This is a genomic window from Chryseobacterium sp., from assembly GCF_041914225.1.
Taxonomy (GTDB): Bacteria; Bacteroidota; Bacteroidia; order Flavobacteriales; family Weeksellaceae; genus Chryseobacterium.
Map to the genome: position 1 here is coordinate 77,163 of NZ_JAYSDT010000013.1, position 11,912 is coordinate 89,074.

Consider the following 11,912-nt stretch of genomic DNA (forward strand, 5'->3'; position numbering starts at 1 on the left):
CAAAAGGATACTATAAAATAGCATCCTTTTTATTTTAATATTTATTGTTCCATTTTTTCCTGAGCTCTTCATAGATTTTCTTTTCTGTAGAATTATTCCCTGGCTCATATAATTTTATATTTCTGATTTCTTCAGGGAGAAAGTCCTGTTCTACAAAATTCCCCTCATAAGAATGGGCATATTTATAGTCTTTTCCATAATCAAGATCCTTCATCAGTTTCGTAGGTGCATTTCTCAGATGAAGCGGCACAGGCAGATTCCCTGTCTGTTTCACCAGAGCCAGCGCTTCATTAATCGCCATATAAGCAGAATTACTTTTAGGGGAAACTGCCAGATATATAGCTGTTTCACTTAGTATAATCCTCGCCTCCGGGTTTCCGATCACATTTATTGCCTGAAAACAGTTGTTGGCGACTACCAATGCATTCGGGTTAGCCAATCCTACATCTTCAGCCGCAAGTATAAGCATTCTTCTGGCAATAAACTTGATATCTTCTCCCCCGGCAATCATTCTTGCCAGCCAGTAAACCGCACCATTGGGATCTCCTCCACGCATGGATTTGATGAAGGCCGAAATAATATCATAATGCTGCTCACCGTTTTTATCATACAGCGCTATGGTCTCCTGAAGAACTTCAAGAACATCTGAATTAAGGATTTCTTTTGTGTCAGAGTTTTTATATTGATTCAAAACCAATTCCACGGAATTGATCAGCTTCCTGGCATCTCCTCCCGAATACTGAATGAATGCTTCTTTTTCCAGGATTTTAAAACCGGTGCCTTCATCTTTGTTGTACCTTTCTGAAGCGATATCGATAAGTTCTTCCAGCTTTTCATAGCTCAAAGCTTTTAAAATGTAAACCTGGCTTCTTGAAAGCAGTGCTGAAACTACTTCAAAGCTCGGATTTTCCGTAGTTGCCCCGATCAGTACAATCCATCCCTTTTCTACCGCATGCAATAATGAATCCTGCTGAGATTTATTGAAACGGTGAATTTCATCAATAAATAAGATCGGTGACTTTCCGGAGAACAGATTCTGTTTTTTGGCATCTTCAATCACATCACGTACGTCTTTCACTCCGGAGGAAACAGCAGAAAGCTTATAAAACTTCCTCCCCGACTGTTCTGAAATGATTTCAGCCAGCGTGGTTTTTCCGGTTCCCGGCGGCCCCCAGAATATCAGCGAGTTCAGGGTATTGTTTTCAATCATTTTCCTGATGGTTCCTTTATCGCCGGTAAGATGCTCCTGCCCCAATACATCGTTCAGGGTTTTGGGTCTTAATTTTTCAGCTAATGGGATATTTCGATTCAAAGTAATTCTATTTTTTTAAGATCAATGTCCCGGATTTCCGATCTCCGAAACTTATAACAAAATTAAACTAATTTTCATTTTTTTACCCTATTTTTGCATTGTTTTGAAACTTACATTCAATAAAATCATTACATTTCCACTGGTAATTTTGATCAAATTTTACCAATGGTTCATCTCGCCTTTACTTCCCAAAAACTGCCGTTACGAACCTACCTGCTCTCACTATATGGTAGAGTCACTTCAGGTACATGGTGTCTTTAAAGGTTTCTGGCTGGGATTTAAAAGGATTTTAAGGTGCCATCCATGGGGAGGAAGCGGCTATGATCCCGTTCCTCCAAAACATAAATGTCAATAATCAAACTATTAAATCAATAGAAAAATGAATACTTTTTTTTTCAGAATTTATTTTGTGCTGTTTGCATTGATCACCCAATGCCTCTTTGCACAGGAATACCCTGGAGGTTTATCTGACGGAACTTTAGATATCAACGGAAACAACATTCCTGTAAAAATCTATTCCACTACGGAGATGGGAGACCTTACGGCTTTTCCTGACAGGGAATCGGATAAGAACCAGTCTTTTGTTGTTATTTTAAATGAATCAAATTTTGAGCCTGAATATTACAACTATGGCGCTTCAACTTTAGCTAAGTACAAGGATTCAAAGTATCAGTTTTTCGATAAAAACTTTAAGCTTATTGATACTTCTGTTACCAGGGATAATATTTCAGAATTCAAATATGCTGTAAAATCAGTGAAACCTATTACTGATTCTGATAAGGTAGAGCTTAAAACTCCGTTTAAAATATGGGATCCTTCAAAAGGAATTCGTATCGGATCCTTTACCCTTCACTTTTATAGTTTGATGTTTGTTTTTGCATTCGGATTCGGATATGTTTTAATGACAAGAATCTTTAAAATCGACAACGTTAACCAAAAATATCTGGAACCTCTTTTCACATGGACATTGATCGGGACTATTCTTGGAGCAAGATTAGGACACGTTATCTTCTATCAGCCGGAATTATTTAAAGAAGATTTCTGGAGTGTATTTTTACCGATAAGTACAAAAAACGGTTTAAAATTCACAGGATTTTCAGGTCTGGCGAGTCACGGTGCTACAATCGCTTTGATTTTCACAACATTATATTATTCATTTAAAGTTATCAGAAAAAATCCGTTCTGGGTATATGACAGATTAGGTATCGTAGTGGCTTTGGGGGGTGCATTTGTAAGAATGGGGAACTTTTTCAATTCTGAAATCGTTGGTAAACCGGCTGATCCCAACTCTCCGTTCGCTTTACTTTTCCCACAACAAAGCAGTGAATATGGCCTTACCGTTCCGCGTTATCCAAGTCAGCTATTTGAAGCGGTAGGATATGTTCTTCTTTTCATTTTATTATGGATACTGTACAGAAAAACCGATAAAAAATATCAGCAGGGCTGGTTATTCGGTCTGTTCTTTGTCATTCTTTGGGCGATAAGATTCTTTGTGGAATTCCTTAAAGAGCCACAGGGAGATGAATTCATCCAGATTGGCAGTCTGAATACAGGCCAGGTCCTTTCCATACCTTTTATGATTGCAGGAGTTGTAATTATGATTGTTTCCAAGAAGTTTAAAATCACACCGGAAGAAAACGCAAAACCGGAATAGGCTCATCAGACTAAAAGGTAAAACAGCTGAATAGCAAAAAAGGCAAATCTGTAAAATACAGATTTGCCTTTTTTAATATTTTAAAATTATTTCGCTATTACTTTTTCTTCTGGTGTTTTATAAACTCTTTGCTGACTTCCTGTTCAGCTCTTCAAAAACACTTCCAAATGCATCAATAACATCAGTGGGAAGCATAGATTCTTTTGAATGTTTTTCTGAAGCAATCTCCGCAGCCCTGCCATGCAGCCAGACACCCAGGATACAGCTATGTTCTTCAGAATATTTCTGGGCCAAAAGTGAAGTCAGGATTCCGGTAAGAATGTCTCCGCTTCCTCCTTTGGCAAGCCCCGCATTCCCGGTAATATTGTAAAACACATTTCCCTGCGGAGTAATAATCTGGGTATGGTGATCTTTTAACACAATATAAATATCCAGTTCCTTTGCTTTTTTCCTTGCAAGCTCAAGCCTTTTGAAAGAATCTGCAGTACTTCCGAAAAGCCTTTCAAACTCTTTAGGATGGGGTGTAATGATTGATTTTCCAGGTATTAATTTCAGATTTTCCGGATCTTTTGAAATGATATTCAAAGCGTCTGCATCCAAGATTAATGGCTGTTTACAGCTTTTCAAAAAGCTCAGAAAACCTTTTTCTGTTTCCTGATGAGTTCCCAACCCAGGACCTATACCACAGATAAAATCATCTTCAATCTCAAAATTAAATATAAACTTTTCACCTCCTTTTATAAACATTGCTTCAGGACATGAAGTCTGTAAAATCTCATATCCGCATTCCGGTGCCAGAGCAAAGGTGAGTCCCGCTCCGGTTTTCAAGGCTGATTTTACAGCCAGCACTGCGGCACCTATTTTTCCGTAACTTCCAGCTGCAATGGCTGCCTTGCCAAAGCTGCCTTTGTGGGAAAAATCCTGTCTCGGAACAAATATCGGCTCAATCAGTTGATCATCAATTACAGAATATACAGCGTCTGTGGTGTCTGCATAAGTTTTGCTTAAATCAATATCCAGCACTTCTACTTTTCCGGTATATTTTCCGGTTTCAGGATGAAGAAAAGTTCGCTTCCAGCATTGAAAAGTCAGCGTATAATCAGCCTTCATAATGACAGGATTATTGTCAAACATTTTATCTGCTGACAGTCCGGAAGGAATATCGATGGATATTTTAATATTCTTTTTGGTATTCAGCTGCTCAACAAGCGTTTTGTATTCTCCTTCCAGCGGTCTTGATAATCCTGTCCCGAAAAGGGCATCTACAATAATTGTTTTATCATCAAAATTATAGTGTTCATCAGGATCAAATTTCCTGACTGAAATTCCTGACAAGTCACGAAGCCTTTTAAGATTAACAGAAGCATCTTCAGAAAATTTTCTTTTGGAATCGCTAACGAATACATCTATATCAAAACCTTTCAGATAAAGTATTCTTGCGACAGCCAACCCATCCCCTCCGTTATTTCCGTTACCACAAAATACGGCCAGTTTTTTATGGTTTTTACAATGTTCAGAAATCCAGTGAGCCACAGCCATTGAAGCTCTTTCCATAAGTTGGATAGAAGAAACCGGCTCATGGGAAATGGTAAACTGATCCCAGCTGCGTATCTGTTCTGCAGTAAAAATTTTCATAGACAAATCAAACTTTTAAGCAAATTACAAAAGATTTTTCATTATGATATTACGGTCATTAATAAAAATAAGGAGTCATCATTAATGAATTAAAGGATCTGTATAAAGTTAAAATATTCATTAAAACGAATGGTATGAAATCATTATAAAATTCAATATTTTGGGAATAAAAAACTATAAAAAGTAGTGTTTTTTACATTTTTTAATCATATTTTTGTGTATATACTAATTAAAAAAATATAAATTATGGGATTTGTAAAAGAATTTAAAGAGTTTGCCTTCAAGGGTAATGTTATCGATCTTGCTGTCGGTGTGATCATTGGGGCAGCATTTGGTAAAATTGTTTCGTCTTTGGTAGAAGATGTAATCACTCCTCTGATATTAAACCCGGCATTGAAAGCTGCCGGCGCAGAAAACATTGCAAAACTTACATGGAATGGTGTAGCTTATGGGAATTTCCTTTCAGCAGTAATCAGTTTCCTTTGTATTGCCATGGTACTTTTCTGGATCATCAAACTGGCTAATAAAGTGAACAAAAAAGAAGATCCGGCTCCGGCAGGACCTACTGAAGATCAAAAATTACTGACGGAGATCAGAGATTTATTGAAAAGCAGAAATATCTAGTCTATAACAACAGTTTTAAAATAAAAAAAGCACCTCGTTTAGTAAACTGAGGTGCTTTTATTTATAATTGATTTCAAATTATTGAATCTGTAAGATACTTGAAATCTGCTCCGCAAGGGAAAGCCCGATTCTATCCTGTGCCTCAAGAGTAGAAGCTCCGGTGTGAGGAGTAAGCGAAATCTTCGGGTGAGTAAGGATTTCTTTGGAAGGAGTTGGTTCATTAATGAAAACATCCAACCCGGCAAATCTTACTTTACCTGAATCCAAAGCCTGAATTAAAGCCGCTTCATCGATAACGCCACCTCTTGAACAGTTCACGATAGCCACTCCGTCTTTCATGATTTCAAATTCATTCTGACCGATCATATAACCATCCTTCTGTGCCGGAACGTGTAGAGTAATGAAGTCAGAATGCTTCAAAACATCCTGTAACGGTTCTGTTTCTATATCAACATTGATAAACTGATTGTTGTAAAACTTCACTTTGATACTTGCCCTACCTACATTGTTATCAGCTGCAACCACTCTCATCCCAAGTCCTAAAGCAATTCTTGCCACTTCCTGACCGATTCTTCCCATCCCTACAATACCGATGGTTTTTCCTCTCAATTCGATACCGGGAGCATATACTTTTTTAAGACCTGCAAATTCAGTATCTCCCACTACAGGCATTTTTCTGTTGGAATCCTGAAGGAATCTCGCACCGGAAAATAAATGGGCGAAAACAAGTTCAGCTACAGATTCTGAAGAAGCAGAAGGTGTATTGATCACATGAATTCCTTTTTCTCTGGCATAATCTACATCGATATTATCCATACCTACCCCACCTCTTCCAATAATGTCGATGGACGGGCATCCGTCAATAATATCTTTTCTTACCTGTGTAGCACTTCTTACCAGCAGGGTGCGGATTTTGTGCTCATTAATATAATCTACCAAAAACTCCTGCGGAACTTTTGTAGTGATAACCTCAAAGCCTTTTTCTGTCAATGCATCTATTCCAGATTGATCAAGGCCGTCGTTTGCTAAAACTTTCATAAAATATCAAGTATATTAAAAAATGAAAGATTTAAAAATTCAAGGAACTGGTTCCCATGTAATTTTTAAATCTTTGAATTATATTTTTATTCGCCGTCTTCTTTGAATACTTCAATGGTCACTTGCTTTTCTACCAGATCCGTAAATCTTCCTTTATACCTTGTAGCTCTTACCAGGTGGTTATCTATCCAGTGATAATTTCCCCCTCTCGGTTTTCCGCAAAGCACGCTGTGGTATTTGAAGCCATGCTTATCCAGCCAGTCGATCGTGATTTGTTTCAGATTTTCGGTTCTTGAAGTAAAAAAGCAGATCTGATGCCCTTCATCATACCATCTGTTGATCGTTTCCAGTGCATCAGGGTATGGTTCGCAGGTAACCATTCTTTCCGGTTCTTCGTTGGGAACGTCATCCGTAATGGTTCCGTCGATATCTATTAAGTAATTTTTTATTCCATCCTTTAGAATAGGACTAATGTGTTCAATGTATTCTAATTCCATTACTAAATATTAAGTAACAAAGTTAGCGTTTTTAGAACTATCAGGCACATTAATCTTAGTTTAAGTTAAAATTTTACTATAAAAAATAATATTTAAAGAACAATATCAATAGTTTATTCATCATTTCACTCAAAATAGTTAAAATTTTTCGTTCTGAATTTTCTTTTTAATAAAGTAATTCAGGATTGCAGACAAAGCCAATTGGAGAATTGATAATTTTATCCATTACTTTTTTATGTTTCCCTATATCTTATTATCATTATTACAAAAAGCATGATGTTTATCTAAAAATTTCCAAAATACATTTATTACCCTTACATTTGTAGGAATGGAAGAATTTGTCGTTTTAGTAAATCCTGAAGATCGGGTTTTAGGACTGATGGAAAAGCAGCAGGCTCACATCAATGGTCTGCTGCACCGTGCTTTTTCTGTATTTCTTTTCAACAGCAAAGGAGAAATGCTTCTGCAGAAAAGGGCTTCAGGAAAGTATCATTCTCCTAATCAATGGACCAATGCCGTATGTTCACACCCAAGAGAAGGGGAAACTTATCAGCAAGGAGCAGCGCGCAGACTGAAGGAAGAGCTGGGAATTGAGACAGAACTTTCAGAAAAATTCAATTTTATTTACAAGGCGGATGTAGGCGGCGGCCTTTGGGAGCACGAGCTGGATCATGTGTTTGTAGGAAATCATGAAGCGGGTTTCAATTTAAATAATGAGGAGGTGGATGCCGTAAGATTCATTTCTATGGAAGAGCTGGATAAAGAAATTTCCGAACATCCCGAAAACTTTACGGCATGGTTTAAAATCATCCTTGAAGAATATAAACACCATTTTTAATGATGAAAAAGATATTGTTTTTTTCTGCTCTTTTGACGGGAAGCCTGTTTTTCGCACAGAAAGCAAAGGTTTACGAAAATTCCAGTTATTCTATTAATGTTCCTGAAGGCTGGAAATCCACCAACGACAGTGAAATTGTTAATATTTTCCCCACCAGCCAGATAGGTGCAATTACCATTTCGGAATATCATGATCTTCCCCTTCCAAAAGAGGAAGTGAAAAAATTTATGCTGGCACTTTATCAATCACAAGACCAGTAAAGTAAAGTAAAGTAAAGGAAAGGAAAAAAAGAGCCAGAAAGGATATACGGAATACCTGTATGAACATTTTGACGAGAAGGAAAAGCTGTTCTGGGTAACCAAAGCTTTCCAGAAGGACAAAAACTTATATTTGGTTTCCATCAATTGTGGCCAGAAATTCTGGAACGGAAACTATATGACCCTATTCAATGAGACTTTTAACAGTTTTAAAATAAAGAAATAAAAATTAAATATGAAGAAAACAGCCTTGTACGACAAACATGTTTCTTTGGGAGCAAAGATCGTACCTTTCGCAGGTTTTGAAATGCCTGTTCAATATTCAGGGGTTACAGAAGAGCATTTTGCCGTAAGAGAAAAAGCAGGATTATTTGATGTTTCCCACATGGGACAGTTTTTCATCGAAGGGCCGGGTTCAAAAGACCTTTTACAATTTGTAACCACTAATAATGTAGATGCGCTTGAAAACGGAAAAGCTCAGTACTCTTGCCTTCCGAACGAAAACGGAGGAATTGTGGATGACCTTATCGTTTACAAAATGGAAGATGACAAATATTTCGTGGTGGTAAATGCATCCAATATTGATAAGGACTGGAATCATATTTCAAAATACAATACTTTCGGGGCTAAAATGACCAACGCTTCTGATGAAATGTCTTTATTGGCAGTTCAGGGGCCTAAAGCTACTGAGATTCTTCAAAAACTTACCGATGTAAATCTTTCCGAAATTCCTTACTACCATTTTACTGTAGGAAGTGTTGCTGGAGAAAATGATGTGATCATTTCAAACACAGGATATACAGGAAGCGGAGGTTTTGAGATTTATTTCAAAAACGAAAGTGCGGAGAAACTTTGGGATGCTGTAATGGAAGCTGGTAAAGAAGAAGGAATTATTCCTTGCGGACTGGCTGCCAGAGATACTTTAAGATTAGAAAAAGGGTTCTGCCTTTACGGAAACGACATTGATGATACAACGTCTCCAATTGAAGCTGGTTTAGGGTGGATCACCAAGTTTGATAAAGACTTCGTTTCCAAAGATGTTTTCGCAAAGCAGAAAGAAGAAGGAGTTTCCAGAAAATTAGTTGGTTTCGAACTGACAGACAAAGGCGTTCCTAGACATGACTATCCTGTAGTGGATGCTGAAGGAAACGTAATCGGAAAAGTAACTTCCGGGACACAATCTCCAATGAAAAAGGTAGGTTTAGGTCTTGCTTATGTAGACAAACCTCATTTCAAATTAGGATCTGAAATCTTCATTCAGGTAAGAAACAAGAACATCCCTGCAAAAGTAGTGAAGGCTCCTTTTGTATAATCTGTTCAGAATATAAAAAAGAGGCTGTGAAAAAATCACAGCCTCTTTTTTGGTTTAATAGCAGATGCAGCAGATCTTTCTGTCAGAGGTACAGACATCTCCTACTCCCGGTGTATTGGAAATTACACCCCCGGCAGGTCCGCATAAAATACTGCAGACAGGTAAAGAAGCAACACCTCCGTTAACTTCTTTCATTTCTGATTTGCTAAGTTTTTTTGTTTTTGAAAAGTTTGTTTTCATATTGTACGTTTTTGGCAATCACAAATATAACCACTCAAAAACAACTAGCAATCAAATACTTACAAAATACAAACCTGATAGATATAAAAATATCCGGCGCAATAATAAAAAGCATTAAACCGGACAGTTTTCTTTAAGGCTATTTATTCATACACCCCAAAGAACTTCTGCAGTTCTTCAATATTTTTCTTATCATTTCCTACAAAAATTTCCTTATCTGTCATAAAAACAGTTCTTTTTAAAAAGGTATAATGATCCAGAAGCAATTCTTTAAAATCTTTTTCTGTCAAAGACTTTACATCCAGGCCTCTCAGTTTGATCTGCGTAGATTTTTTACTGAATAACGCTTCGTAAGATTTTGTTTTTTTATGCATTTCTGCCAATTCTTCCTTCGTGATGGGCTCTTTTTTGATTTCACGAAGTTCCCAGCCGGTAAGGTCGAATTGGGCTAAAATTTTTCTGCAGGTATCACATGTATTGAGATAAAATACTTTCTTCATTACGTTTTCTAAATCTGTTGTTGGTTAAAATTCCCTTTCATTGAAAGTTTCGTCTTTCAAAAGTAGGATTTAATCCAAAACTTTGGAAATTATTAAATAACTTTATTCAAATTTTTAAAGATGCAGAACAAGCCTATTACTTTTCAGTTTATTTCGGAGCCTTCAGATGTTAATTACGGAGGAAATGTACATGGAGGAAGTGTGATGAAATGGATCGACCAGGCCGGTTATGCATGTGCCACCACATGGAGTGGTAATTATTCCGTCACAGTATATGTGGGTGGAATCCGTTTTTATGATCCCATCAAAATCGGGGAAGTCGTAAAAGTTGATGCCCAGGTGATTTACACCGGGACGTCAAGCATGCATATCGCTATCAATGTTTTTTCAAGGAACTTAAAGCAGCCTAATTTTGAGAAAAAAACCCACTGTATCATTGTTTTTGTTGCTGTGGATGAAAATGGTAAAAAACTCCCTGTACCTAAGTGGACTCCGGAAACAGAGGAAGAAAAGCAGCTTGAAATGTATGCCAAGCGACTGATGGAGCTGAGAACGCAGATTGAAGATGAAATGAAACCTTTTTTATAGAAGAATCAGAAATCTTTTCAGGGTATAAGGTACTGTAAAATTTAGTATGGGTAGCCGTTCTATGGTTTGAATATAAAAGAATAAGATTCATAACCTCCATACTGAATTCATAGACCTGCTTTTCATATTATATTGCATAAGAGATTAAGATTAACTAATTTAGTATCAACCCATTTAAAGTATAATATGAAAAATATTCTTACAATCACAGCAGTTCTGTTGATGGTTTTTCTTCAGGCGCAAACCCATAGGTTCATTTATGAACTTCAGTATAAAATGGATTCTACCGAGGTCGGATATGAAAAAGTGAATATGGTCCTGGATATCACTCCGAAAGAGGTAAAGTTTTATGGAAAAGATCTCGCCATCAGAGACTCACTGAATAAAAAATTCGGAACGAACTTCAGTTATACTGATATGACCGGACAGGTGGTTAAAAGAAAGATCAATTCTTTTGATAATGAAAATTTCATCAATATTAAAAATGGATATTATACATTTAAAACTACGGATAAGATCAATTGGACGATCGCTAATGAGATTAAAAAGGTAGAAAATTATACTTTACAAAAAGCAACTACAAAATTTGGAGGGAGAAGCTGGACGGCCTGGTTCTGTAAAGATATTCCATTTAATGAAGGACCATTTAAACTGCGTGGGTTACCCGGTTTGATCTTTGAGCTGTCCGATGCTAAGAAAAATTTTATTTATACTCTCGTTAAAAGCAGAGAACTTCCGGAAATCTCCTCTACTTCAGATTTTCTGGAATCCAGCTTTGGTAATAAAGCAATTCCTATTAACGAAAAACAAAAACATAAGCTGCTTATGGAGTTTTATAATGACCCTTTTGCCTTTGAAAGAAATAATACCAGCAAATCTAATAATGACCTTAGAATTAATATCAACGGAAAGGAAATTCATAATGTGGATGAACTGAATACTCAAACCAAAAGCATGCAGGAGGTCATCAGAAAGTATAATAACCCTATTGAAATAGATAAGGCGATGCATTATCCGATATATTAAAACTATGGTTATTTTTAAGTTTGGGCTAAAGCCAGTGGAAAGTTTTAAATTTTATTTAGGCGGACTAAAGCCCACTTCTATTGATGTTGATATAGAGCCATGATAATTAACAACAAGACCTTATCTTTCAGAATTGTTACTAATTACGCTATAGAGATTCCTATGGAATGACAAAAGAATTAAGTAGTACCAAAGACATGATACAAGCAGTCATTGTCATTCCGTAGGAATCTAACCACTATTAGCCTATAAAACCTGATGAAAAATTAAAAGCAAGAGAAATCCCTTGATATCTGACATCTGAATGCATAGCAGTTGTTTAATAACAATATCTTTTATCTTTTATCTTTTATCTTTTATCTTTTATCTTTTATCTTTTATCTTTTATCTT

At 36.6% G+C, this 11,912-nt stretch carries 14 protein-coding genes; 8 read left to right on the forward strand and 6 right to left on the reverse strand.

The genetic code is table 11. The features are described from left to right. Nucleotides 1–34: 34 nt before the first annotated feature. Complete coding sequence (locus tag ACE3RB_RS08280; RefSeq protein WP_374463799.1) at nucleotides 35–1,312, reverse strand: replication-associated recombination protein A; 1,278 nt, start codon at nucleotides 1,310–1,312, stop codon at nucleotides 35–37. 103 nt (nucleotides 1,313–1,415) lie between these two features. On the opposite strand from ACE3RB_RS08280, the gene yidD reads away from it, so the two are divergent. Continuing rightward, nucleotides 1,416–1,667, forward strand: coding sequence for a membrane protein insertion efficiency factor YidD (gene yidD / locus ACE3RB_RS08285; protein WP_374463800.1), 252 nt, complete (start codon nucleotides 1,416–1,418; stop codon nucleotides 1,665–1,667). A gap of 450 nt (nucleotides 1,668–2,117) precedes the next feature. After that, nucleotides 2,118–2,966: a prolipoprotein diacylglyceryl transferase gene (gene lgt / locus ACE3RB_RS08290; RefSeq protein ID WP_374463812.1), complete on the forward strand. Its 849-nt coding sequence runs from the start codon at nucleotides 2,118–2,120 to the stop codon at nucleotides 2,964–2,966. 117 nt (nucleotides 2,967–3,083) lie between these two features. On the opposite strand, the gene ACE3RB_RS08295 is transcribed toward lgt, so the two are convergent. Beyond that, nucleotides 3,084–4,601 carry an NAD(P)H-hydrate dehydratase gene (locus tag ACE3RB_RS08295; RefSeq protein WP_374463801.1) on the reverse strand — a complete coding sequence of 506 codons (1,518 nt, stop codon included), beginning with the start codon at nucleotides 4,599–4,601 and terminating at the stop codon, nucleotides 3,084–3,086. Between the two features lie 246 nt (nucleotides 4,602–4,847). On the opposite strand from ACE3RB_RS08295, the gene mscL reads away from it, so the two are divergent. Next, complete coding sequence (mscL, locus tag ACE3RB_RS08300; protein ID WP_374463802.1) at nucleotides 4,848–5,225, forward strand: large conductance mechanosensitive channel protein MscL; 378 nt, start codon at nucleotides 4,848–4,850, stop codon at nucleotides 5,223–5,225. Nucleotides 5,226–5,303: 78 nt separating this feature from the next. Here mscL and ACE3RB_RS08305 read toward each other — a convergent pair whose 3' ends face one another. After that, on the reverse strand, nucleotides 5,304–6,263 hold the full coding sequence (locus ACE3RB_RS08305; protein WP_374463803.1) for a D-2-hydroxyacid dehydrogenase: 960 nt from the start codon (nucleotides 6,261–6,263) through the stop codon (nucleotides 5,304–5,306). Nucleotides 6,264–6,349: 86 nt separating this feature from the next. Continuing rightward, nucleotides 6,350–6,760, reverse strand: a complete 411-nt coding sequence (locus ACE3RB_RS08310; protein WP_002980498.1) for a phosphoheptose isomerase — start codon at nucleotides 6,758–6,760, stop codon at nucleotides 6,350–6,352. A gap of 328 nt (nucleotides 6,761–7,088) precedes the next feature. On the opposite strand from ACE3RB_RS08310, the gene idi reads away from it, so the two are divergent. The 3 genes from idi to gcvT all read left to right on the forward strand — a co-directional run bounded on the left by idi (nucleotide 7,089) and on the right by gcvT (nucleotide 9,167). After that, the gene (gene idi, locus ACE3RB_RS08315) at nucleotides 7,089–7,598 is read left to right on the forward strand and encodes an isopentenyl-diphosphate Delta-isomerase (RefSeq protein WP_374463804.1); all 510 of its coding nucleotides are present in this window, start codon (nucleotides 7,089–7,091) and stop codon (nucleotides 7,596–7,598) included. Continuing rightward, nucleotides 7,598–7,858 (forward strand): hypothetical protein, encoded by a 261-nt coding sequence (locus ACE3RB_RS08320; protein ID WP_374463805.1) that lies wholly within the window; start codon nucleotides 7,598–7,600, stop codon nucleotides 7,856–7,858. Before idi ends, ACE3RB_RS08320 begins: the two co-directional genes overlap by 1 nt. A gap of 232 nt (nucleotides 7,859–8,090) precedes the next feature. Continuing rightward, nucleotides 8,091–9,167: a glycine cleavage system aminomethyltransferase GcvT gene (gene gcvT, locus ACE3RB_RS08325; RefSeq protein ID WP_332388483.1), complete on the forward strand. Its 1,077-nt coding sequence runs from the start codon at nucleotides 8,091–8,093 to the stop codon at nucleotides 9,165–9,167. Between the two features lie 54 nt (nucleotides 9,168–9,221). On the opposite strand, the gene ACE3RB_RS08330 is transcribed toward gcvT, so the two are convergent. Then, the gene (locus ACE3RB_RS08330; RefSeq protein ID WP_374463806.1) at nucleotides 9,222–9,407 is read right to left on the reverse strand and encodes a hypothetical protein; all 186 of its coding nucleotides are present in this window, start codon (nucleotides 9,405–9,407) and stop codon (nucleotides 9,222–9,224) included. Nucleotides 9,408–9,550: 143 nt separating this feature from the next. Further along, entirely contained in the window at nucleotides 9,551–9,907 is a 357-nt protein-coding gene (locus ACE3RB_RS08335; RefSeq protein ID WP_374463807.1) for an arsenate reductase family protein, read from the reverse strand. Between the two features lie 120 nt (nucleotides 9,908–10,027). On the opposite strand from ACE3RB_RS08335, the gene ACE3RB_RS08340 reads away from it, so the two are divergent. Together ACE3RB_RS08340 and ACE3RB_RS08345 are read left to right on the forward strand one after the other, a co-directional pair. Continuing rightward, on the forward strand, nucleotides 10,028–10,495 hold the full coding sequence (locus ACE3RB_RS08340; protein ID WP_002980508.1) for an acyl-CoA thioesterase: 468 nt from the start codon (nucleotides 10,028–10,030) through the stop codon (nucleotides 10,493–10,495). A 186-nt stretch (nucleotides 10,496–10,681) separates the two neighbouring features. Beyond that, on the forward strand, nucleotides 10,682–11,521 hold the full coding sequence (locus ACE3RB_RS08345; RefSeq protein ID WP_374463808.1) for a GLPGLI family protein: 840 nt from the start codon (nucleotides 10,682–10,684) through the stop codon (nucleotides 11,519–11,521). The last annotated feature ends 391 nt before the right edge of the window (nucleotides 11,522–11,912 follow it).